Here is a 20,674-nt window from a genome sequence, read left to right on the forward strand (position 1 = left end):
AAGCACGCTCAGCGCCGAGACCTGACTCGGCCGTCAGGCCGGGATGGCGGCGGCGAGCGCCGCGCTCGGGGGAGTCTTCGGGCGCGGCATCACGCCGACCGGGCACGGCGGCGGGTCGTCGTCGTCGTCGCGCCGCCTCGGACGGACGTAGCGATGCAGGTCCGTGAGACGCCGCAGGCGGCGCGGTGCCGCGCGTGCCGCCGGAGGCCCCGTCCGCCGGACCTCCCGGTCGAGCTCGCCGAGCGCCGCGAGCACTGCGTCGATCGAGACCGGCTCGGCCCGTCTGCCGACGAGGCACCGCATGCCCGGCGCCCCTTCGAGCACGCAGGCATCCGACGCCCAGGATACCAGGATCGCGCGCTTGTCCGCCGGCGAGAGCATCGGGTGGGACAGGACCTCGCGCGGGTGGCGAAACACGTCGCCGGGGGCGACGAGCGCCTGCCAAGCCTCGAACGAGGCCGGAAGCGCGCCGCCCGATTGGTGCGCGCCGACGGGGGGCCGGCCGGGGCCGACGCCCACGTTCATGTCGGGGCCGGTGTCCCCGGAGTGGAAAAGGTGCGTCTGCATCATCGACGATCCTCCTTCCTGAATACGGGTCTACTTCCTGTTACGGGTTGGATGGGCGATAGGGGTCGTCATGCCCCCGCGGGCCCGGCGAGGCTCGCGGGGGGCTCGGTTCGCGGTCGGGCAGGGCCCCGTGGGTTCAGGCCCCGCCCACGCTGCCGCCTCAGGCGGCCTTGCGCGTGGACTCGATCCGCGGCGCGTTGTCTTGGCCGGCGGACTCGCGCCCCACGGCCTGGCTCACGGCGTCCTGCGACCCGCCGATCGGGATGCGCCGCGGCTTGAGCGCCTCGGGCACCTCGCGCTTGAGGCTGACGGTGAGCAGGCCGTTCTCAAGGCTCGCGCCGACGACCTTCACGTGGTCGGCCAGGTTGAAGGTCTGGCGGAACGTGCGGGCCGCGATGCCGCGATGCAGGACCTGGCGCGCGTTTTCGGAGGAGGTCTTCTGGCCTGTCACCAGAAGGCTGGAATCGTGCTGCGTCAGCTCGATCTCGTCGGGCGCGAAGCCGGCGACGGCCATGGTGATGCGGTATTCGTCGTCCGCCACCCGCTCGATGTCGTAGGGCGGCCAGGTCGACGAGGCCTCGGCCTGCGTGGCCTGGTCCAGCATCGAAAACAGTCGGTCGAAGCCGACCGTGGAACGGTAGAGCGGTGCAAAATCGAGGGTCCTCATGACCACATCCTCCTTGGAGCAACGTGATGACAAGGGTCGCCGGATGCCTTGACCCGGCGCCCGTAGCGCGAGCCGTCGTTCGGCCTCGCGCGTGAGAAACGACCGGCGCGTGATCCGGTTCCCAAAAAATTCGCGTTTCTCGAAATCAGGTCGCCGCGTCGTGCGGGACGGGCCTCTCCGATTGAATCTGGGCGGCGTCCCAAAACCCCTTCCCGATCCTCGCAGGCGACGCCACATCCGTTTATGTTCGATTCGAACGATCAGGAGAGCTTGCCGTGTACACTGTGAAGGCGAACGACCATGCGGGCCGGCCCGCGACGTTCGCGTGCGGCACCGCCGACCAGGCCCTGGAGAAGACCTGGGAACTGGCTCGGCGCGGCTTCAAGGACATCGTGGTGACCGATCCGAAGGGCCACGCCTCGAACGCTGCCGCGTTCGAGCGCTCGCTCGACCTGGCCTGAGGCGGGCGCCGGCTCGGATGGCCCACCACCACGACGACCACGATCACAGCGAGCTGTCCCCCGTCGAGGCGCGGGTGCGGGCGCTCGAATCGATCCTCGTGCAGAAGGGCTACGTCGAGCCGGCGGCGCTCGATGCGCTGGTCGAGCGCTACGAGACGCAGGTCGGCCCCCATCTCGGGGCGCAGGTGGTGGCCCGTGCCTGGGTCGATCCGGCCTATCGCGAACGGCTCCTGGCCGACGCCACCCCGGCCATCGCCGAGCTCGGCATCGGTGGGCGCGGCGGCGAGCACATGGTGGTGGTCGAGAACACGCCCGAGGAGCACAACCTCGTCGTCTGCACCCTGTGCTCCTGCTACCCCTGGCCGGTGCTCGGCCTGCCGCCGGTCTGGTACAAGGCGCCGCCCTACCGCGCCCGCGCCGTGATCGACCCGCGCGGCGTGCTCGCCGCGTTCGGGGTGCGCCTGCCCCAGGCGACGCGGATCACCGTGTGGGATTCCACCGCCGAGCTGCGCTACATGGTTCTGCCGATGCGGCCGGCCGGGACCGAGGCCCTCGACGAGCGCCAGCTCGCAGCCCTGGTCACCCGCGACGCGATGATCGGCACCGGGCTGCCGGGCGCACCCGCAAGTGTTCCCGCAAGTGTGCCAGCATGAACGGCGCCCAGGATCTCGGCGGCATGCACGGGCTCGGCCCGGTGATGCCAGAACCCGACGAGCCGGTGTTCCACGCAGCTTGGGAAAGCCGTGTCTTCGCGTTGGCCATGGCGATGGGCTTCACCGGCGCTTGGACGCTGGACGGCAGCCGCGCCGCCCGCGAGGCGATGCCGCCGGCCGACTACCTGCGGTCGAGCTACTACGCGATCTGGCTCGACGCGCTGGAGCGCCAGCTCGCCGCCCACGGCCTCGCGCGGCCCGACGAGATCGCCCGCGGCGTTCCTGACCCGGACCCGGACCCGGACCCGGCGCCGGTGGCCCGGGTCCTCACCGCCGACATCCTGGAGCCGCGCTACCGCGCCGGCTTCCCGAGCGACCGGCCCGCCCCGGCGCCGGCGCGCTTCGCGGTCGGCGACGCGGTGACGATGCGCAACATCCACCCGCCGACCCACACCCGCCTGCCGCGCTACGTGCGGGCCAAGAGGGGCACGGTGCTGCGCGTCCACGGCACCTTCGTCCTGCCCGACACCAACGCCTACGGGGAGGGCGAGAACCCGGACTGGCTCTACACCGTGGCCTTCCCGTCGAGCGAGCTCTGGGGCGAGGACGCCGACCCGAACGGGCGTGTCACCGTCGCGGTGTTCGAGCACTACATCGCGGGCGGCCGCACGTGAGTGTGCCTGCCTCCCCATTCTCGGCGCCGTGGGAGGCGCAGGTCTTCGCGATGGTGGTGTCGCTACAGGAATCGGGGCTGTTCACCTGGGCCGAGTGGGCCGACACCCTCGGCGCCGCGATCCGCCCCGCAGACGGCCCCGAGGCGCCGGCCAATTACGGCCGCTGGCTCGCCGCCCTGGAGATTATCCTCGCCGCCCGCGGCATCGCCGACGCCGACACTCTCGACGCCCGCCGCGACGCCTTCCTCCGCGCGGCGGAGGCGACCCCGCACGGCCTGCCGATCGCGCTGGAGAACGATCCGCTGTTCCGGCGATGAATGACGCGTCAGCCGACACGACGCCGGATCGCCGACCGCGCGATGCGTCCGATGTAGGCGTGGGTCCCCTCTCCAGAGCGGGAGAGGGACAGGGTGAGGGATGAGAACTTTCCGGAGAGGTCACGCCCCTCACCCCGACCCTCTCCCTATGAGAGAGGGAGCCCGCGGTGCCGCCCTCGACACGGCGTGCGATGTCGGCCCGATGACCCGCCGCAGCCTCCTCGCCGGCGCCGCGGGCCTTCTCGCCGCGCCGGCCCGCGCCGCGAACGATCCGTTCGGGCCGATGGGCCGGCCGTCCTGGGCGGCCGACAGCCTGCAGGCGGCCGCCGCCCGCACCGGGCTGACCTATGGCGCCGAGGTGCCCGGCTTCCGCTTCGCGCGCGACCCTGCCTACCGGCAGGCGGTGGCACGGGAGGCCGGGATGCTGGTCTGCGGCACCGAGATGAAGATGGAGGTGGTGCGGCCCGAGCCGGGGAAGACAGACTTCGCGCAGGCCGACGCCCTGGTTCGCTTCGCCCGCAGCAACGGCCAGCGGATGCGCGGGCATACCCTGGTCTGGCACGAGGCGCTGCCGCCTTGGGTGCGCCCGCTGCTGGCCCGGGCCACCGCCCCCCAGGCGGAGGATTTTTTGCGCCGCTGGATCGAGACCGTGGCCGGCCGCTACCGCGGGCAGATCGCCTCCTGGGACGTGGTCAACGAGGTGCTGTCGCAGGACGGCGGCGGCCCGGAGGGATTGCGCGAGAGCCCGTGGCTGACGGCGCTCGGCCCCGGTTACGTCGATCTCGCCTTCCGCATCCTGCACGAGGTCGACCCGAAGGCGGCCGGGTGCTGGAACGAGGACGCGGTCGAGCAGGGCGTGCCGTGGATGGAGGCGCGCCGCATCCGCGTGCTCAAGCGTCTGGAGGGCATGCTGGCGCGCGGCGTGCCGATCCGCCGCTTCGGCCTGCAATCGCACATCACCAGCACGGTGCCGATCGACCAGGGCCAGCTCCGTCGCTTCCTCCGGGAGATCGGGGCGATGGGGCTCGGCATCGAGATCACCGAGTTCGACATCGACGACCGGGCGTTCCCTGCCGACGTCGCCACCCGCGATCGCAAGGTCGCCGACCTCGCGAAATCCTACCTCGAGGTGGTGGCGGCCGAGCCCGCCGTGCTGAACGTGATGTCCTGGGACCTCTACGACCCCGACACCTGGCTGAACGACCACCCCTACCGCAAGCGTCCGGACGGCCTGCCGCAGCGCGCGCTTCCGCTCGATGCGCAGTTCAAGCGCAAGCCGCTCTGGCATGCGATGAAGGCGGTGTTCGGCCAGGCGCCGGACCATTCGGCGGCGCGGGCGAAGCTGCGCTAGGCCGCGCCCGCCCTCACGCTCCGCGTGTGTTCCTGCGGCCGTGAGTCCGGTGCGGAGAGGTCGCGGGAAAATGATCGCGCCGGCCGTTTCCGAGCCGGCCGATCCGTGAAAGGTCGCGATGGCCGGTCGGGACGTTCGCGCGCGGCGGTCGAGCCGTGGGAGGCCGGGTTTGAGCGCGAGCGGCCGGATGCGGGCTCGGCAGAGGACGATCCGCGCACCCGTGGGATTCGCTGCGGGATGGATCGCGTTTTGCGTGGCCCTCGGTCCGTCGCCCGGGTGTGCCGACGACCTCGCGGCCCTGTTCGAGCCGGGCACCGTGATCTCCGTCGGGGGCTTCGCCGGGACCGGCGCGCGCTTCCAGGGCGCCCGCGCGGTCGGCCTCTGGGGGCTGCCCTACGCCTCCTTCCGCAAGGTGGACGCCCCCCGCGAATGGTTCTCGCCCGACGACGCCCTCGACGTCGCCTTGGTGGACGCCCCCGCGATCCAGGCCGGGGCCGTGCTCGATGTCCGCAGCGGCCGCTCCGTGCACGACGACCGCAGCCTCGCAGGCTTGCCGCGCCGCCCGGTCGCGGCGGCGCTCGGCCTGTTCGGCGAGGTCTGGCCGGTGGACGACGTCCTGCGGCTCCGCGCCGAGGTCACGCAGGGGCTGCGTGCCCATGACGGCGTCGTCGCCAAGCTCGGCGCCGACCTCGTCGGCACCGCCGGCCGCTTCACCTTGAGCGGCGGCCCCCGCCTCGTGCTCGGGGATGCCGCCGCGATGCGCCTCGACTTCGACGTGCCGGTGGCCTCCGCGAACGCTAACCCGCGCCTGACGCCCTATCGCGCGACCGGCGGAACCCGCTCGGCCGGCGCGATCGTGGCCCTGGCCTACGACTGGTCCGACGCGTGGCGGACGCTCGGCTCCGTCCGCTACGACCGTCTCGTCGCCTCGGCCGCCGGAAGCCCGATCGTCCGGCGCGTCGGCACGCCGAACGACGTCACGGTGTCTGTGGGGGCGATCTACTCGATTCGGACCGATCGGTGACGGGGTGCAGCGACAACCGAAGGTATAACGTGGTGTTGATACTCACGAATGCGTGAATGTTGCTGGTCGGGCACAATCGAACCCCGATCGTCGCTGACGCAACGATTCCAGGGATTATATCCAAACGTTTCTGGCTATGCCTCTTCGAAAGAGGGGGGCGGACCGTGCCACGGATACTGTTGACGGGTGCGACCGGGCTGATCGGCGGTGCGGTTCTGCACCGGGCGCTCGAAGGCGGCGACGACGCGACCTGGGTCTGCCTCGTGCGCTGCGCCGGCGTCGAGCAGGGCCGGCAGCGCATCGCGGCGCGGCTTTCCCGCTTCACCGACGCCTTCACCGCCCAGCGCCTCGCCCGCAAGGTCGAAGTGGTGCCCGGCGACTTCACTCGGGCCGACATCGACCGGGACCCGCGCCTCGACGACTGCACCCATGTGCTGCACTTGGCGGCCGACACCTCGTGGTGGGGCGACGAGCGCGTCTACCGCACCAACCACGACGGAACGCTGGCGCTGGCACGGCGCGCCCGGGCGATGCCAGACCTGCAGCGCTTTCTCCATGTGGGCACCGCGATGATCTGCGGCGCCGACGCCGACGAATTCGTCGCCGAGGACGACTACCCGGCGGCCGACGCCCGGCACATGGTCGCCTACACGGTCTCAAAGGCGGCGACCGAGACCTCGCTGGCCGAGCACTTCCCCGACCTGCCGGTCGTCGTCGCCCGCCCCTCGATCGTCGTCGGCCATGCGAGCCTCGGCGCGGGGCCGAGCTCCAGCATCCTATGGGTGCTGCGCGCCGCAGACGCCCTGCGCATGCTGCCCTGCGCGCCGGAGAGCCACGTCGACGTCGTCCCGGCCGACTGGGTCGCCGAGACCCTGATCGGGCTCCTGACCAAGCCGACGCTCGCCCACGACCTCTACCACCTCTCGGCCGGCGCCCGCGGCCGTACCACCTGGGCCGAGGTCATCGCCGCCTTCGAGGCGGCGGAGCCGAGCGACGGACGGCGCGCCTTCCGGCAGTTCGACCTCGTCGCCGACCGCGCCGTGCTGCGCCGGCGCTTCGCCGAGGTGTTCGGCCTCGACGGGTCGCTGAAGCAGGCGATGCTCCGCGCCGTCCGCGCGTACTATGCGTTCTGCGCCCTCGACGTGACCTTCGCCAACGATCGCCTGCTCGCCGAGGGCTTTGCGCCCGCGCCGACGCTGCCGGCCTACCTGCCGGTGTGCCTGGCGAACGGGGCGACGATCGTGGAGCAGTTCGCCGACGACATCGAGATGTTCGCCGTGCCGCCCCCCGCGCCCGAGGCCCGCGCCGCCGGCGACGCGCTGGCGGCCAGCGCATGAGCCCGTACCTGACGCTGGCCGTCGCGATCGGCGCCGAGATTTCCGCGACCCTCGCGCTGAAGGCCGCCGACGGCCTGACCCGGCCGATCCCCACCCTGATCGTCGCTCTCGGCTATGGCACGGCTCTCTGGCTGATGTCCTCGAGCATGGACATGCTGCCGATCGGAATCGTCTACGCGATCTGGGCCGGCGTCGGCATGGTCGGCGCCGCGATCGGCGGTGCGCTTCTGTTCGGCGAACCGGTGACGCTGCCGATGATCGCCGGCATCGCCGTCATCGCCTGCGGCGTGGCGATCCTGGCGAGCGCGCGCGTCGAGGCCTGAGAAGGACTCACGCCGTCGCCAACCGCCTATCGTCCACCGCCCGCACCGGCGAGCCCGGCACGAACGCGTCGAACGCCGCCCAGAAATCCTCCCGGATCGCGTCGCGTTCGGAGAGGATCTCGTGGCGGGCGTCGGGCAGCACCAGGATGTGACCGGCCTTGAGCCGCGCGGCGAAGCGCTGGGCCGCCGGCGTGCCGCAGACCGGGTCGGCGCCGGCCGCCACGATCAGCGTCGGGGTCGCGATGCGGGGTGGCACGCGCGGGTCGCGCAGGCGCGCCACCGCGCGGAAGGCTTCCGCCGTCCAGGCGATGGTCGGGTCGCCGACCGCGCCGGCGCCGACGGCGAGCGCGGCGGCGGCGTTGCGGGCGTAGCGCGCCGGGTCCCGCGTCAGCCGGTTGTTCGGGTAGGGCTTCGTCGCGATCGAGACCGGGCCGCCGCCGGGCACGTAGCGGCTGCCGAGGCCGAGGCGCTGCAGCAGCCGCGTCGCGCCCGAGGCGAAGGCGGGCGAGCGCACCATCTTGATCGACAGCATCGGCGCCACCGTGACGATCCGCCGGAACGGGAGCCACCCGTCCAGCGCCCCGGTGAGCGCCACGCAGCCGCCCATGGAATGGGCGAGGCAGACGTGCGGGTCGGGCATGAACGGCACCAGCACCGCGTCGCGGATCGCCAGCAGGTCGCGACGGTAGTCGTCGAAGGCGGCGACGTGGCCCTTGTGCGGGTCGTCGACCCGACGGTCCGACGAGCCCTGGCCACGCCAGTCGAAGGCGACGACGGCGAAACCCCGGGCGCGCAGGTCGCGGATGGTCTCGTAGTACTTCTCGATGAACTCGGCCCGGCCCTGCAGCAGGCAGACCGTGCCCTTGCAGGTCCGGGTCGTCGCGGACCAGCGCGCCGCCCGCAGGGTGCAGTCGTCGGATGTGCCGACCGCCATCACCGTGGCGCCGGGCGGGACCGGGTTTCCAGGCGTGTCGTGCAGGCTGAGGAGTGCGGCGTCCTGCCGCATCTGGCCCGTCGTCCGGCCGGGTCTTGAACGCACCTCGAACCCCTCCAATATCACGATCGTACCGGCCGTCAGGCGGTACGAGCCCGGTCCGGCCCACGCGGCGGACCATAGACTCAAATCAGCATGTTGCTCCACGGAGGATGTGTCTTATGCGTCAGTTCGATCTTGCTCCCCTCTACCGTTCCACCGTCGGTTTCGACCGCCTGTTCTCGGCCGTCGACCAGTTCGTGGCGACCGACGCGGTGCCGACCTACCCGCCCTACAACATCGAGCGCACCGCCGAGAACGCCTACCGCGTGACGGTGGCGGTGGCCGGCTTCACCGAGGCCGACCTGTCGATCGAGGTGCGGGAGAACGCGCTGACCGTGAAGGGCGAGCGCAAGCCTGATCCCGAGCGTCGCGCCGAGGTGCTGCACCAGGGCATCGCCGCCCGCGGCTTCGAGCGCCGGTTCCAGCTCGCCGACTACGTCCAGGTGACGGGCGCGGCGCTGGAAAACGGCCTCCTCCACGTCGACCTCGTCCGCGAGATCCCTGAGGCGAAGAAGCCGCGCCGCATCGAGATCGCCATCGGCGGCAAGACCCGCGCGCCGGCGATCGAAGGCGCAGCCACCGAGGTCCCGGCCGAGGTCCAGAAGGCCGCCTGACCTTGGTCTGCTGACCCTGGTCGCATGACTTGAGAAGGAGCGTCCCGGCCGATGGCCGGGGCGTTTTTCTTTGCGGGGGCCGACCAGGGCGCCGGACAAGACGGGAGCGGCGCCGCACTGCCGCCCTCCCGAGCGGGCGAGGGGGGACTCGCGCCCGCTTCGGCACCGCGGGTGGTGCGTCGAAGCGTTCGAACGGCCGCCAGCGCATGCCGCACGCCCTTTTCGGGGGCGGTGGCGGACTGGGCCATCATGGCGAGGCCGAGCTGCAAAGCGAATTCACACGGGGCAGCCCAAGACGCGCGCCACCGCCTTCGCCACCACCGGATACGATCCGAGCGAAACTGAAAACGTCCTAGCGGTTTCGGTACCAGTCCCAGGCCAGGAAGGCGGGGAACGGGAGGATGATGGCGAAGAAGATCCAGTCGAACATCTGCGGCATGGTGCGGTCCTTCCCTCCCCCTCACTGCCTCCTACCGGGGGTTGCGCGGTCAAGTTCCAGTCCTGTGCTGCCGTCTGCGACAGGACATCCGGCTCGGGAGGTGTGAGACCGAGCTGCGCGAGGTGGTGGACCTCAGGTCGTCGTGTGCCGGGACGCCGGGGTCGGCCACCTACGGGGTCAGCGGTCCTCGCGCTCCCTCTACGACTCGGCCTCACGGCGAACCAGCTCGCGGCCGAGCTGAAGCAGCAGCAGGCGGATCGTCGCCCGCATCTCGGGTGTTCCGTGGGCCTCGATCAGGGCATGCGCTTCGAGGCAGACCTCGGCCATGCGGTCGAGCGTGTCCGTCGCCACCGTTGACCCCCACCTGGATTCGGGCAAAATGTTGCGCGCAATCGATGTCGCGACGCGACGCTACTATGGCCGGCAAGCCAAAGCCGCGCAACAACGTAGACGATAGAAGCGCCACAGTATGCAGAAGCCAGATATAGCCGAGGCTGAGCTGAGCAACGGGCTTATGATCGCCAAGTTGGCGAGGATCGCCGAGGCCCTGGATTGCCCGGTCACGGACTTCTTCGAGGTCGAAGCCAACGCGATGAACGAGACGGCGGCCCTGCTCGCCTCCTGGCACGCGATCTCGGATGCAGACGCGCGCCGCGAGGTGCTGTCCTACGTCCGCGCGGTGGCCGGCGGTGCGTCGCCTGCGGCCCCTCAGGATGCCGCACTTTAACGTGCGACGTTGCGACTTTTTCGGAGCCAGGTAAATTTGGGCGATGCCCGACGCACCCGATTCCGATCTTCCGACGAGCGTGATCGCCGAGTCGCGCGCGGTGATCGCGCGATCGCGAGCGGTCCGCCTGGAGGCGCAGGCCCAGCGCGAGGCAGCCCGGGTCGTGGTCGATCAAGTCCGGGCGATGATCGCCCAGTCGCAGGCGGACGGCGATGCCGGCGGCCGTACCGGTTCTGAGCGCACGCCCTGACGGATCGATCCGGCGCGGGTCGGCCCCGAACCGTCAGCGGCTCAGGAGGTGCAGGCTGAACAAGCCGTCCGGATCGAGCCAAACGTTTTTGGGCGTCCAGCCGGCCCGTCCGGCGAGCGCCTGGAACACGTCGGGCGAGTGCTTATGCGAAACGTCGGTGCGGACGCTCTCGCCGGCCGCGAAGTGGACCGCGTCCGTGCCGAGGTGCCAGGTGTCGGCGCGGGCGGCCACGAGGTGGGCCTCGACCCGCAACGGGTCGCGCAGGATGCGGATCTCGTGGCGGAAGGCGTCGCGGTCGATACCGGCATCGAGTTCGCGGTTCAGCCGCCCGATGTAGTTCAGGTGGAGCGCCGGCATCAGCCCGTCGCAGCCGCCGTAGACCCGTTGCAGCCGGTCGGCGTCCTGCGTCGGGTCAGCCCCGACCAGGAGGTGGCTCGGCCCGAGGGTGTCGCGCGCCCGTGCCAGGAAGGCCTCTGCCTCGGCCGGCGCCAGGTTGCCGATGCTGGTGCCGGGAAAGAACCCGAGCACCGGGCCGTCGGCGAGGTCGACGGGGAGCCGGATCGGCTCGGCGTAGTCGGAACAGACCGGGATCATCGCGATCTCGGGATAGTCCTGCGCCAGCGTCCGGACGGAGGTTTCGAGGTAGTCGCGCGAGATGTCGATCGCCACGTAGCGGCGCGGCCGGTCGAGGCCGTCGAGCAGCGTGCGGATCTTGCGGCTCGCGCCGCTGCCGTACTCGACGATCGTCGCCCCGGGCCCGACCAGCGTCGCGATCTCCGACACCGCCTGCGGCAGCAGCGCCATCTCGCGCCGGGTCGGATAGTAGTCGGGATGATCGCAGATCCTGTCGAACAGGATCGAGCCGGCCTCGTCCCACAGGTACTTGCCCGGCAGTCGCTTTGGCGTCTGTCCCAGGCCGGCGAGCGTAGCGCGCAGGAACGCGTCTCGCTCGGCCGTCTCTTCCGGCGTCATCGCTGGCTCCCGCGCGTCGCGGTGAGGACGACGAGGGCGATGCGCTCCGCGTCGGCGTAGGCCGGTCCCTCGAGCTCTTCGCCGTAGGCGTCCGGGTCGAACTCGCGATACGACCAGCTCAGCCCGGCCGCCTCGCAGGCGGCGGTCGCGGCTTGGCGGAACGGATCCTCCCCCTCGACGATCGCCGAGCCGGTGAACAGCACCAAGCTGCCGCCCGGCGCGAGGCGGGCGCAGGCGGCCTCGACCACGGCGAGCGACAGGCCCTCGCCGTAGGCCCCGCCGCCGTCGCGGTAGGTTCGCCCGGCGCGGTCCAGCATGAACGGCGGGTTCGAGACGACGAGGTCGAACTCGCCTTCGACCCCCCCGAGGAGGTCGCTGCGGCACGGCACGACGCCGTGGGCGCCCGCGAGCTGCGCGTTGGTCGCAGCCGCCGCGAGCGCCGCGTCGTTGATGTCGACGAGGATGATCTCGGCCTCCGGGTTGCGCCGGGCGATCGCGATGCCGGCAGCCCCCGAGCCGCAGCCGACGTCGACCGCACGCTGGACCGCCGCCGTGCGCCCGTCGAGATGCTCGACCACGGCCGCAACGAAGCGGGCGGTGTCGGGGCCGAAGAACACCACGTCGGTGGCGTCGGGCGGGTAGGCGGAGTGGACGAACAGGCCGCCGTCCAGGCTCGAAACCCGGATCGTCGCGCGCCAGGCGTCGCCGTCGCGGGCCAGCACGCCGGCCTCGCGCATCGCCGCGAACAGGTCCGGCGGCAGCAGGTCCTCGACGAAGGGCCGGCTCCAGCCGAACACGTCGCGCAAGCTGCGCGCCCGCGCGTTGCGGGGGCGGGCGTTGACGCGGGCATGGGTGGCGGGTGTCACGGTGGTGAAGGCATAGCCGGTGGCGCGCAAACGCTCGACAAGGGCGACGAGGGCGGGGTTCGCATCGAAGCGGTCGCTCATGAAAGGGTCGCTCATGGCGTCCGGTCCGCGGCGGATGGCGACCGCCTAGTGGCGGGGGGCACCCGGAACGCCCCGCCGCGCAGGTCCGCCGCGATCGGCCCGGCCTCGCGCCGAAGCTCCACCGCACGGCGCTGGAACGGGCACGCCCAGTCGTCGGGCACTTGGCGCCCGCTGTATTGCGGCGCCTCCGAGCGCTCGCCGTGGCGGGTCAGCATCGGGTTGACCGAGCCCGCCCACGACACGTCGCGCGCTTGGATGGTCTCGCGCATCCGCTCGTAGCGCCCCTCCGCCCGCAGCCGCTCGAACTGGTCGTGCAGGTTGAACACCAGGGCCGGCGCCGCGAAGAGGCGCGCCTTCCGGCTCGCCCCGGGATGCAGGCCCACCACGAAGAACGCCTCGCCCGCAAAGCTGAGGGAGAAATGCGCGTCCTGCGGGTCGGGGGCGACGCGCGCGTCGTAGGCGTGGCCGAGGCGGCTGTCCTGATCCGACAGCGCCTGGAGCCGGTCCCACATCCGGGCCTCGAAGCCTTCTTCCGACAGGCCGCCAGGGCGATCGAAGATCACGACGAGGCTCTGGAACAGCTCCGGTCGCGCCCGGTAGCGGCAGACGAAGGCCATCAGGGCGGCGTGCATCCGGGCGTCGTCGTCGGCCGCGCCGATGTCACGCCCGATGACGAAGCGGATCTGCCCGCGCGCCAGGGCGGCCTTGGCGCCGACGCAGGGGAAGGACGGGTTCTGGATGAGGTCGCGGAAGCGCTCGGCCAGGGGATGGCCGGCATCGTCCCTCGGGAAGCCGATGTCGCACGGAAGGTCGATACCTCTTGGGAGATCGATGTCTTTTGGGAAATTCATACGCACCTGTCACGATCGCGCCCGGGCGCGCCGCCTCCTGCGAGGCGGCTGCGTTGAATCCTTGCCGTTGAGGTCGGAGGCCGGCGGTTCGAAGCACCCATCGGGGGCTTGCCGTCGGCCTGCCGTGGAAACCTCGCCTCGAATGGCTTGTTCCGAAGACGTTTTCGCGAAGAACGAAGTTTAACGCAGGTTATGGTCGCTTCAGCTTTGGCGATCGATTGAATAACCGCGTTCCTCGGTGGGCCGCCTTTCGTCCGCCGCACTCCTGGCGATCATCGCGGACGGGCTCTTCGCGGCCAGCGCGGAGTCGGTGAGACGGCAAAGCGTCGCGGACGGGAAAGCCGGCGCCCGTGGCAGGGTTTTCGCCGAAGACGATGCGTCGATGTCGCGCAGGACGGCCGGGACCGAGGGCACGATGGACGCGCGAAACCAGATCACCCGAGCGTCAGGCCAAGCGCCTTTGGAAGCGAAGGCTTCGGAAGCGGGATCGTCGGACGGGCCCCGTCCGCGCGAGATCACCCTGCGCGGGATCGTGCTCGGCGCCGCGCTCACGGTCGTCTTCATCGCGGCCAACGTCTACATGGGCCTGAAGACCGGCATGACCTTCTCGTCGTCGATCCCGGCGGCGATGATCTCGATGGGATGCCTGCGCCTGCTCGGCGGCTCGAACATCCTCGAGAACAACATCGTGCAGACGCAGGCCTCCGCCGCGGGCACCCTGTGCAACGTCATCCTGATCCTGCCCGGCCTCGTACTGATCGGGCACTGGCACGGCTTTCCGTTCTGGCAGACGAGCGCGGTCTGCGGCCTCGGCGGGCTGCTGGGCGTCGCCTTCTCGATTCCCCTGCGGCGCGCGCTGGTGACGAGCGCGGGCCTGCCCTACCCGGAGGGCGTCGCCGCCGCCGAGGTGCTGCGCACCGGCGAAGGCGCAGCCGGCGCCCGGGGCCTGCGCGACCTCCTCGCAGCGGCGGCGGGCGCCGGCGCGATCGGGCTCGCGACCACCGGCTTCCGGGTGCTCGCCGACGGCGTCCATGGGACGCTCGCAGCCGGAGGCGCCGTGTTCCGCCTGGGCACCGGCTTCTCGCTGGCGCTGGTCGGCGTCGGCTACCTCGTCGGCATCGGCGCGTGCCTGGCGCTGCTCACCGGCGTGGCGATCGCCTGGGGCGTCGCCGTGCCGCTCCTGACCGCCCTCGGCCAGGGTGAGGGTGCGACGCACGCCGAGATGGCCGAGGCGGTGTGGTCGGGCCAGGTCCGGCTGATCGGGGCCGGCATCATTGCGGTCGGCGGCCTCTGGACGGTCGGGTCGCTCGCTCGTCCGGTCCTCGGCAGCGTGGCGACGGCGCTCGCCTCGGCGCGCAAGGACGGCTCGGGCCTGCCCGGCCGCGACCACCCGCGGGGCGAGCGCGACCTGCCGATCACCTGGGTCGGCGGCGCCCTGCTGGCGCTTACCGTGCCGCTGGCGTGGCTGTTCGCCAACTTCGCGTCCGGCGCCGAGCTCGGCGGAAGCCTGCCCGTGCTCGTCGTCGCCGCCACCGTGTTCGCCGTGCTGTTCGGTTTCCTGATGGCCGCCACCTGCGGCTACCTCGCCGGCCTCCTCGGCTCGTCCTCGAGCCCGATCTCCGGCATCGGCATCCTCACCGCCATGGCGGCGGCGGTGCTGCTGCCGCTGCTGATCGGCCGCTCCGCCGGCCCGGAGGGCGACCGCTTCGTCATCGCGATGGCGCTGCTCGTGGCGGCGGTCATCGTCACGATGGCCTCGATCGCCAACGACAACCTGCAGGACCTGAAGACCGGCCAGCTCGTCGACGCCACGCCGTGGCGCCAGCAGGCGGTGCTCGTGGTCGGCGTCGCGGTAGGCGCGGCCGTCGTCGCGCCGCTCCTGTCCCTGCTCTACGAGGCCTATGGCTTCGTCGGCTCGCTGCCGCGTGAAGGCATGGACGCCGCCAACGCCATGCCCGCGCCGCAGGCGGCGCTGACCTCGCAGATCGCCGCCGGCATCGTCCACGGCACCCTGCCATGGCGAATGGTTCTGGTCGGCGCCGGGCTCGGCGCCGTGCTGGTCGCGGTCGAGGCGTGGCTGCGGCGGCGCGGGCTCACCTTCCCGGCGCTCACCGTCGGCATCGGCATGTACCTGCCGCTGTCGGTCGAGATGACCATCGCGGTGGGCGGCGTCCTCGGGTGGCTCGCCGAGCGGAGGCTCCGCCGGCGCGCCGAGGCGCAAGGGGATGACGCCGACAAGGCGACGGAGGCGGCGCGCCGCCGCGGCGTCCTGCTCGCCTCCGGCTTCCTCGTCGGCGAGAGCTTCGTCGGGGTGATCCTGGCCGTCGCCGACACCCTGGCCGGCCGCAGCGCGGCGCTCGCCCTCGTCGGCCCGGACTTCGCCTCCTACGCGACGTGGATGGGACTGGCCGTCTTCGCCGGCGGCCTCGCCGTGTTCTACCGGCTGACCGGGCGGGCGGAGCCGGACGAAGCCGTCGCGTAGGCGCGTCCTCGAAGGTCTGGCGGAGCGGGCAGATGTCATGGGCGAGTCCCCGCCGCTGCCCAGGTGCCGCGCGAAGGATCGTTTGACGACTTGCCCTCATCCGCGACCAGATCCTGAAGCGCTTCTGCTGCGTCCTCCGCCAGCCATCCTCGCTGCATCCGAGACCTGACCCCATCGGTCGTCGGGGTCAGGACGAAAACGTCCGCCCTCGCCCAGGCTTCTTCAGCCCGCCCGGGCTCCCGTTCGGTCCGAAACCGCACAGAACCAACCCCGGCGACCGAGGTTGCACCCGCATGGGCCGCACCTTCCGATCGGCGGCCGGGAGCTTGAAGCCGATGAAAGCCCTCGTCTGGCACGGCACGACCGACATCCGTTGCGACACGGTTTTCGATCCGACCATCGAGGACGGGCGCGACGCGATCATCAAGGTCACGAGTTGCGCGATCTGCGGCTCGGACCTGCATCTCTACGACCACTTCATGCCCGGCATGAAGGCGGGCGACATCATGGGCCACGAGACCATGGGCGAGGTGGTCGAGGTCGGGAAGGACAATACCGCGCTCAAGGTCGGCGACCGGATCGTGGTGCCCTTCACGATCACCTGCGGCCAGTGCCCGCAATGCCGGCGCGGCAACTTCTCGGTCTGCGAGCGCACCAACCGCAACAAGCCGCTTGGCGACGCCGCCTTCGGCCACACCACGGCGGGCCTGTTCGGCTACACGCACCTGACCGGCGGCTATGCCGGCGGACAGGCCGAATACCTGCGGGTGCCCTTCGCCGACTCGACGCACATCAAGGTGCCGGACGGCATCCCCGACGAGCACCTGCTGTTCCTCTCCGACATCTTCCCGACGGGGTGGCAGGGCGCGGTCCAGTGCGACATCCAGCCGGAGGACACCGTCGCGATCTGGGGCTGCGGCGCCGTCGGGCAGATGGCGATCCGCTCGGCGATCCTGCTCGGGGCCAAGCGCGTGATCGCCATCGACCGGGTGCCCGAGCGCCTCGAGATGGCGCGGGCGGGGGGCGCCGAGGTGCTCGATTACGACGCGGAGCCGAACATCGTCGCCCGGCTCAACGACATGACCGACGGACGCGGGCCGGAGAAGTGCATCGACGCCGTCGGGCTCGAAGCGCATGCGCTCGGCGCGGTCGACGCCGTCTACGACCGGGCGAAGCAGGCGATGATGCTGGAGACGGACCGCGCCCACGTCCTGCGCCAGATGATCATGGTCTGCCGGCCCGCCGGCATCCTCTCGGTGCCGGGCGTCTACGGCGGCCTGATCGACAAGTTTCCGATCGGCGCCCTGATGAACAAGGGCCTCACCGTCCGCACCGGGCAGACGCACGTGAAGCGCTGGACCGGCGACCTGCTGCGGCGGATCGAGGAAGGGCAGATCGACCCGTCCTTCGTCATCACCCATACGATCGGGCTGGAGGACGGCCCGGAGATGTATCGCACCTTCCGCGACAAGCAGGACGGCTGCATCAAGGTGGTGATCCGGCCATGAGCACGATGCGACACCCCTACCCGACGCGCCCGGCGCCCGGTCGCGGCGCCCAGGCCGGCCACCAGGAACTCGCCCGCGGCCTCGGCTGGTTCTCGATCGGCCTCGGCCTCCTCGAACTCGCGGCGCCGCGGGGCCTGTGCCGCACCCTCGGCCTCGAAGGGCGCGAGACGTTGGTGCGCAGCTACGGCGTGCGCGAGGTCGCGACCGGCGTCGCCATCCTCATGAGCCACGACCCGACCCCGTGGATCCTCGGCCGCGTCGCGGGCGACGCCCTCGACCTCGCGACCCTGGCCCAGGGCTTCGACGGCGATCGCGAGCAGCGCGCCAACCTCGTCGCGGCAACCGCGGCGGTGGCTGGCGTGACCGTGCTCGACGTCGTCTGCGCCCAGGGGCTGATGGCCGACAAGCGCCTCTCCCCGCCCGGCCGCTACGATTACCGCGACCGGAGCGGCTTTCCGCGCCCGCCGCGGGCGATGCGGGGCGCAGCCGCCGACTTCGAGACGCCGCCCGATTTCCGCGTCCCCGACGCGTTACGGCCATGGCGGGACGACGGCGCCGCCTGATAGCGGCATTCCGTAAATTACAGTGATTTGCCGGCAAACGACACGCGCGGTCGACGGCTGTCCGCCGGCCCGCACGGTTACCCCTCAATGGCGATCACTTCCGAAGCGAAAGGCGCAAGGCACATGGTCCAACAGGTTTCGGTCGGGGCCAGCGCGCGCGCCGGCGAGGCCGCCGGGGACGGTAGTCACGCGCTCCTGCCCGATCTCGCCTATCGCCGGGTGGTGATGGTCAACGTCGTGTTCGTCGGCGCACCCGACGCGGGCGACCGCGGATGGGTGCTGGTCGACGCCGGCATCCCCGGCGGCAAGGGCCTGATCAAGGGCACGGCCGAGGCACGCTTCGGCGCCGGCGCCCGCCCGGCGGCGATCGTGCTGACGCACGGGCACTTCGACCATGTCGGCGTGCTGGAGGACCTCGCCGAAGAGTGGGACGTGCCGATCTACGCTCACGCTGCGGAGCGGCCTTATCTCGACGGCAGCGCCTCATATCCAAGCCCCGACCCCACGGTCGGCGGCGGGGCGCTCGCGCTGCTGTCGCCGCTCTACCCGACGAAACCGGCCGACGTGGGCGTACGCCTCGTCATCCTGCCGGCGGACGGGACGGTGCCGCCGATGCCAGGCTGGCGCTGGATCCACACGCCGGGCCACAGCCCGGGCCACGTCTCGCTCTGGCGCGAGGCCGACGGGTCGCTGATCGCCGGCGACGCCTTCGTGACAACGGCGCAGGAATCCATCTACGCGGTCGCGCTGCAGGAGCCCGAGTTCCACGGCCCGCCGATGTACCTGACCATCGACTGGTCCGCCGCCGCCGCCTCGGTCCGCCGCCTCGCCGCGCTCCGGCCCGAGCGCGTCGTCACCGGCCACGGCCGGCCGCTGGAAGGTGCGGAGATGCGCCGCGGCCTCGACGCCTTGGCGCAAGACTTCGAAGCCGTCGCAGGCCCGGACCACGGCCGCTACGTCGCCCACCCGGCCCAGGCCGAAGACGGCTCGGCCTATCGCGAACCGTGATCGAGCGCCCGTCTTCCCTCCCTCGAAGAGTGGGGAGGGAGGGGAAGCGGTCTTTCAACACGCGACACCGCTCCTCGCATGCGCATCCGCGAGGCCGCATGCACCCCTCAAAGGGCCGAGCGCGCAAGCAGGTAGACGACCGCCGCCGCCAGGGTGAGGGAGACGAGCTTCCAGAACAGCACCGGGTCGCGCTCCAGAAGGGCCGTCCGCCGGAGGCCGGGCAGCGACGGGTTCGGGTGGCGCAGGTCGTGGACGAAGGCGGAGAGCACCTCGTAGCGCTGGGCCGGGTTGGGGTGCACCGCCTTGCGCAGGGCCGCGTCGACGTAGGCGGGTAGACCGGTGCGCGCCGCGGCGAGGGAGACGTAATGCAGGCGTTGGGCGCGGGCCGCGCTGAAGGCCCGCGTCGCCTCCGCGCCGTAGGGCAGGCGTCCCGTGAGCATCTGGTAGGCGATCACGCCGAGCGAGAAGATGTCCGATTGCGGCGTGGCGGGCCGTCCCGCGAGGCATTCCGGCGCGGTGTACTGCACGGTGCCCTGCACCGTCTCGTCGACGGTCGGGTCGTCCTCGGCGAGCCCGGCGATCCGTGTGGAGCCGAAGTCGATGATCCGGACGGTGCCGGCGGCGTCGACCAGGACGTTGTGGGGTCGCAGGTCCCGATGCACCATCTCGCGCCGGTGGAAGGCGCGAAGGCCCACCGCGACCTGCTCGACGAGGCGCCGGACCTCCTCGAGCTCCGGCTTGGGATTGTCGCGCATCCACTGGGCGAGCGTCCGGCCCTCGACATAGTCCATCACCGTGTAGAGGTGGCTGCGCCGCCGGGTCCGGGGCGGGGCGCTCAGAACGTGCGGGCTGCCGATACGCCGCGCGACCCATTCCTCCATCATCAACCGCTGTAGGCCGGCCGGATCCGCATGCAGGTCCGTCGAGGGCACCTTGAGGGCGACCGTGAGCCCGGTCTCCCCGTCGACCGCCAGGTAGACGTGGCTGCGGTGGCTCGCATGCAGGGTACGCAGCACGCGGTAGCCGTCGAAGGTGGTCGGCGGGTCGAGGAGGGGGCCCGGCGGCAGGTCGTCGGCCCGGCCCGACATCTCGTCCAGCTCGCCGTCGGGGACGGCGTCGACGCGCACGATCTGGACGGTGAGGTTGTCGCCGCTGCCGTTCTCGTAGGCCCGCCGGACGATCTCCCGGGCGGCGCGATCGAGGTCGTCGCCGTGCTGCGCGATCTCGGCGACGATCGCCTCCGGCCGCACGTGCTCGTGCACCCCGTCCGTCGTCAGGACGAAGACGTCCCCACCCTCGATCACGACCGTGTGGTGGTCGATCTCCACGTGCGCGGCGGCGCCGAGGGCGCGGCCGAGGTAGGATTCCTCGGCGGAGAGGACGACGCGGTGGTCCTCGGTGAGCGCTTCGAGCGAGCGCCGCACGACCCGGGAGATGCGGGCGTCGCCGACGTGGAAGATGTGCGCGGTGCGCGACCTCAGGATCAGGGCGCTGAAGGTGGTGACGTAGCCGCGGTCGCGCGCGCCCTCGGGGTCGTGCAGGTGCCGGTTGCGCCGGGTCTCGGCATGGAGCCACGAATTCGTCGCGGCGATGACCCGGCTCGCCGCCGTCTTCACCGACCAGGTGTCCGGGGTGTCGTAATAGTCGGACAGGAAGCTCCGGACCGCCGTCTCGCTCGCGACGTGGCTGACCGGGCTGCTGCCGATCCCGTCGGCGATGGCGATCGCGCCGCCCCTGAGGGCGAGCGCGGCGCGCCCGGGGACGAGCGCGCCGTGGAAGTCCTGGTTGGTCTCCTTGCGCCCGCGCTCGCTGTGCTGGCCGAGGGAGAGGGTCAGGGACGAAGGCATCGGCGGATCCCGGCGGTCGGGCCCGGCGCCCTGCGGCGCGAGGCCCGACCGGTCGA

General features: G+C 71.7%; 23 protein-coding genes. 15 read left to right on the forward strand and 8 right to left on the reverse strand.

The features are described from left to right. Positions 1 to 33: 33 nt before the first annotated feature. Both FV234_RS10360 and FV234_RS10365 read right to left on the reverse strand, forming a co-directional pair. Positions 34 to 570, reverse strand: coding sequence for a hypothetical protein (locus FV234_RS10360; protein ID WP_238272425.1), 537 nt, complete (start codon positions 568 to 570; stop codon positions 34 to 36). 157 nt (positions 571 to 727) lie between these two features. Further along, complete coding sequence (locus FV234_RS10365) at positions 728 to 1,234, reverse strand: Hsp20 family protein (RefSeq protein ID WP_147829126.1); 507 nt, start codon at positions 1,232 to 1,234, stop codon at positions 728 to 730. A gap of 275 nt (positions 1,235 to 1,509) precedes the next feature. Here FV234_RS10365 and FV234_RS10370 point away from each other — a divergent pair, with 275 nt between their 5' ends. From FV234_RS10370 to FV234_RS10405, 8 genes are all read left to right on the forward strand, one after another. Next, the gene (locus FV234_RS10370; protein WP_147729728.1) at positions 1,510 to 1,695 is read left to right on the forward strand and encodes a hypothetical protein; all 186 of its coding nucleotides are present in this window, start codon (positions 1,510 to 1,512) and stop codon (positions 1,693 to 1,695) included. Between the two features lie 17 nt (positions 1,696 to 1,712). Then, positions 1,713 to 2,348, forward strand: a complete 636-nt coding sequence (nthA, locus tag FV234_RS10375; protein ID WP_147829128.1) for a nitrile hydratase subunit alpha — start codon at positions 1,713 to 1,715, stop codon at positions 2,346 to 2,348. Next, a complete protein-coding gene (gene nthB / locus FV234_RS10380; RefSeq protein WP_147815530.1) occupies positions 2,345 to 3,022 on the forward strand; it encodes a nitrile hydratase subunit beta in 678 nt (225 codons plus the stop codon). Before nthA ends, nthB begins: the two co-directional genes overlap by 4 nt. Beyond that, the gene (locus FV234_RS10385; RefSeq protein ID WP_147761633.1) at positions 3,019 to 3,339 is read left to right on the forward strand and encodes a nitrile hydratase accessory protein; all 321 of its coding nucleotides are present in this window, start codon (positions 3,019 to 3,021) and stop codon (positions 3,337 to 3,339) included. Before nthB ends, FV234_RS10385 begins: the two co-directional genes overlap by 4 nt. 202 nt (positions 3,340 to 3,541) lie before the next feature. Then, complete coding sequence (locus FV234_RS10390; RefSeq protein WP_238272426.1) at positions 3,542 to 4,690, forward strand: endo-1,4-beta-xylanase; 1,149 nt, start codon at positions 3,542 to 3,544, stop codon at positions 4,688 to 4,690. Positions 4,691 to 4,943: 253 nt separating this feature from the next. Beyond that, positions 4,944 to 5,714, forward strand: coding sequence for a MipA/OmpV family protein (locus FV234_RS10395; RefSeq protein ID WP_187273638.1), 771 nt, complete (start codon positions 4,944 to 4,946; stop codon positions 5,712 to 5,714). Between the two features lie 179 nt (positions 5,715 to 5,893). Then, positions 5,894 to 7,051 carry an SDR family oxidoreductase gene (locus FV234_RS10400; protein WP_147761635.1) on the forward strand — a complete coding sequence of 386 codons (1,158 nt, stop codon included), beginning with the start codon at positions 5,894 to 5,896 and terminating at the stop codon, positions 7,049 to 7,051. Next, positions 7,048 to 7,374 carry a multidrug efflux SMR transporter gene (locus tag FV234_RS10405; RefSeq protein WP_147751710.1) on the forward strand — a complete coding sequence of 109 codons (327 nt, stop codon included), beginning with the start codon at positions 7,048 to 7,050 and terminating at the stop codon, positions 7,372 to 7,374. The genes FV234_RS10400 and FV234_RS10405 overlap by 4 nt, the downstream gene beginning before the upstream one ends. Before the next feature lie 7 nt (positions 7,375 to 7,381). Here the strand turns inward: FV234_RS10405 and FV234_RS10410 are convergent, their stop codons facing one another. Beyond that, entirely contained in the window at positions 7,382 to 8,380 is a 999-nt protein-coding gene (locus FV234_RS10410; protein WP_147829132.1) for an alpha/beta hydrolase, read from the reverse strand. A gap of 149 nt (positions 8,381 to 8,529) precedes the next feature. Here FV234_RS10410 and FV234_RS10415 point away from each other — a divergent pair, with 149 nt between their 5' ends. Beyond that, positions 8,530 to 9,024: an Hsp20 family protein gene (locus tag FV234_RS10415; RefSeq protein ID WP_147829134.1), complete on the forward strand. Its 495-nt coding sequence runs from the start codon at positions 8,530 to 8,532 to the stop codon at positions 9,022 to 9,024. A gap of 637 nt (positions 9,025 to 9,661) precedes the next feature. Here FV234_RS10415 and FV234_RS26160 read toward each other — a convergent pair. Next, positions 9,662 to 9,814: a hypothetical protein gene (locus tag FV234_RS26160; protein ID WP_187273639.1), complete on the reverse strand. Its 153-nt coding sequence runs from the start codon at positions 9,812 to 9,814 to the stop codon at positions 9,662 to 9,664. Between the two features lie 163 nt (positions 9,815 to 9,977). On the opposite strand from FV234_RS26160, the gene FV234_RS10420 reads away from it, so the two are divergent. After that, complete coding sequence (locus tag FV234_RS10420) at positions 9,978 to 10,190, forward strand: hypothetical protein (RefSeq protein ID WP_147815439.1); 213 nt, start codon at positions 9,978 to 9,980, stop codon at positions 10,188 to 10,190. A gap of 43 nt (positions 10,191 to 10,233) precedes the next feature. Then, on the forward strand, positions 10,234 to 10,440 hold the full coding sequence (locus FV234_RS10425) for a hypothetical protein (protein WP_147761639.1): 207 nt from the start codon (positions 10,234 to 10,236) through the stop codon (positions 10,438 to 10,440). A gap of 33 nt (positions 10,441 to 10,473) precedes the next feature. Here the strand turns inward: FV234_RS10425 and egtD are convergent, their stop codons facing one another. From egtD to gntA, 3 genes are read right to left on the reverse strand one after another with little or no spacing between them, the layout of a single operon-like run. Further along, positions 10,474 to 11,412 carry an L-histidine N(alpha)-methyltransferase gene (gene egtD, locus FV234_RS10430; RefSeq protein WP_147829136.1) on the reverse strand — a complete coding sequence of 313 codons (939 nt, stop codon included), beginning with the start codon at positions 11,410 to 11,412 and terminating at the stop codon, positions 10,474 to 10,476. Continuing rightward, the gene (locus tag FV234_RS10435; protein ID WP_187273640.1) at positions 11,409 to 12,374 is read right to left on the reverse strand and encodes a class I SAM-dependent methyltransferase; all 966 of its coding nucleotides are present in this window, start codon (positions 12,372 to 12,374) and stop codon (positions 11,409 to 11,411) included. Before FV234_RS10435 ends, egtD begins: the two co-directional genes overlap by 4 nt. Further along, positions 12,371 to 13,156 carry a guanitoxin biosynthesis heme-dependent pre-guanitoxin N-hydroxylase GntA gene (gene gntA, locus FV234_RS10440; protein WP_147761711.1) on the reverse strand — a complete coding sequence of 262 codons (786 nt, stop codon included), beginning with the start codon at positions 13,154 to 13,156 and terminating at the stop codon, positions 12,371 to 12,373. The genes FV234_RS10435 and gntA overlap by 4 nt, the downstream gene beginning before the upstream one ends. Before the next feature lie 436 nt (positions 13,157 to 13,592). Here gntA and FV234_RS10445 point away from each other — a divergent pair, with 436 nt between their 5' ends. From FV234_RS10445 to FV234_RS10460, 4 genes are all read left to right on the forward strand, one after another. Continuing rightward, positions 13,593 to 15,692, forward strand: coding sequence for an oligopeptide transporter, OPT family (locus FV234_RS10445; RefSeq protein WP_246686164.1), 2,100 nt, complete (start codon positions 13,593 to 13,595; stop codon positions 15,690 to 15,692). Between the two features lie 335 nt (positions 15,693 to 16,027). Continuing rightward, positions 16,028 to 17,200: a zinc-dependent alcohol dehydrogenase gene (locus FV234_RS10450; protein WP_147829138.1), complete on the forward strand. Its 1,173-nt coding sequence runs from the start codon at positions 16,028 to 16,030 to the stop codon at positions 17,198 to 17,200. Beyond that, the gene (locus FV234_RS10455; RefSeq protein WP_238272430.1) at positions 17,197 to 17,763 is read left to right on the forward strand and encodes a cyclase dehydrase; all 567 of its coding nucleotides are present in this window, start codon (positions 17,197 to 17,199) and stop codon (positions 17,761 to 17,763) included. The genes FV234_RS10450 and FV234_RS10455 overlap by 4 nt, the downstream gene beginning before the upstream one ends. Before the next feature lie 123 nt (positions 17,764 to 17,886). Further along, positions 17,887 to 18,771, forward strand: coding sequence for an MBL fold metallo-hydrolase (locus FV234_RS10460; protein ID WP_147829140.1), 885 nt, complete (start codon positions 17,887 to 17,889; stop codon positions 18,769 to 18,771). Positions 18,772 to 18,878: 107 nt separating this feature from the next. Here FV234_RS10460 and FV234_RS10465 read toward each other — a convergent pair whose 3' ends face one another. Continuing rightward, the gene (locus tag FV234_RS10465; protein ID WP_147829142.1) at positions 18,879 to 20,618 is read right to left on the reverse strand and encodes a bifunctional protein-serine/threonine kinase/phosphatase; all 1,740 of its coding nucleotides are present in this window, start codon (positions 20,616 to 20,618) and stop codon (positions 18,879 to 18,881) included. Positions 20,619 to 20,674: the final 56 nt, after the last annotated feature.

The sequence above is a fragment of the Methylobacterium sp. WL8 genome (assembly GCF_008040045.1).
Lineage (GTDB): Bacteria > Pseudomonadota > Alphaproteobacteria > Rhizobiales > Beijerinckiaceae > Methylobacterium > Methylobacterium cerastii.

Bases quoted from the DNA above. Each gene is read 5' to 3' on its own strand.
- egtD (WP_147829136.1), bottom strand. From the start codon at position 11,412: ATGACGCCGGAAGAGACGGCCGAGCGAGACGCGTTCCTGCGCGCTACG.
- FV234_RS10390 (WP_238272426.1), top strand. From the start codon at position 3,542: ATGACCCGCCGCAGCCTCCTCGCCGGCGCCGCGGGCCTTCTCGCCGCG.
- nthA (WP_147829128.1), top strand. From the start codon at position 1,713: ATGGCCCACCACCACGACGACCACGATCACAGCGAGCTGTCCCCCGTC.
- FV234_RS10425 (WP_147761639.1), top strand. From the start codon at position 10,234: ATGCCCGACGCACCCGATTCCGATCTTCCGACGAGCGTGATCGCCGAG.
- nthB (WP_147815530.1), top strand. From the start codon at position 2,345: ATGAACGGCGCCCAGGATCTCGGCGGCATGCACGGGCTCGGCCCGGTG.
- FV234_RS10405 (WP_147751710.1), top strand. From the start codon at position 7,048: ATGAGCCCGTACCTGACGCTGGCCGTCGCGATCGGCGCCGAGATTTCC.
- FV234_RS10360 (WP_238272425.1), bottom strand. From the start codon at position 570: ATGATGCAGACGCACCTTTTCCACTCCGGGGACACCGGCCCCGACATG.
- FV234_RS10410 (WP_147829132.1), bottom strand. From the start codon at position 8,380: ATGCGGCAGGACGCCGCACTCCTCAGCCTGCACGACACGCCTGGAAAC.
- FV234_RS10465 (WP_147829142.1), bottom strand. From the start codon at position 20,618: ATGCCTTCGTCCCTGACCCTCTCCCTCGGCCAGCACAGCGAGCGCGGG.
- FV234_RS10435 (WP_187273640.1), bottom strand. From the start codon at position 12,374: ATGAGCGACCCTTTCATGAGCGACCGCTTCGATGCGAACCCCGCCCTC.
- FV234_RS10445 (WP_246686164.1), top strand. From the start codon at position 13,593: ATGTCGCGCAGGACGGCCGGGACCGAGGGCACGATGGACGCGCGAAAC.
- FV234_RS10415 (WP_147829134.1), top strand. From the start codon at position 8,530: ATGCGTCAGTTCGATCTTGCTCCCCTCTACCGTTCCACCGTCGGTTTC.
- FV234_RS10420 (WP_147815439.1), top strand. From the start codon at position 9,978: ATGATCGCCAAGTTGGCGAGGATCGCCGAGGCCCTGGATTGCCCGGTC.
- FV234_RS10455 (WP_238272430.1), top strand. From the start codon at position 17,197: ATGAGCACGATGCGACACCCCTACCCGACGCGCCCGGCGCCCGGTCGC.
- FV234_RS10460 (WP_147829140.1), top strand. From the start codon at position 17,887: ATGGTCCAACAGGTTTCGGTCGGGGCCAGCGCGCGCGCCGGCGAGGCC.
- FV234_RS10450 (WP_147829138.1), top strand. From the start codon at position 16,028: ATGAAAGCCCTCGTCTGGCACGGCACGACCGACATCCGTTGCGACACG.
- FV234_RS10365 (WP_147829126.1), bottom strand. From the start codon at position 1,234: ATGAGGACCCTCGATTTTGCACCGCTCTACCGTTCCACGGTCGGCTTC.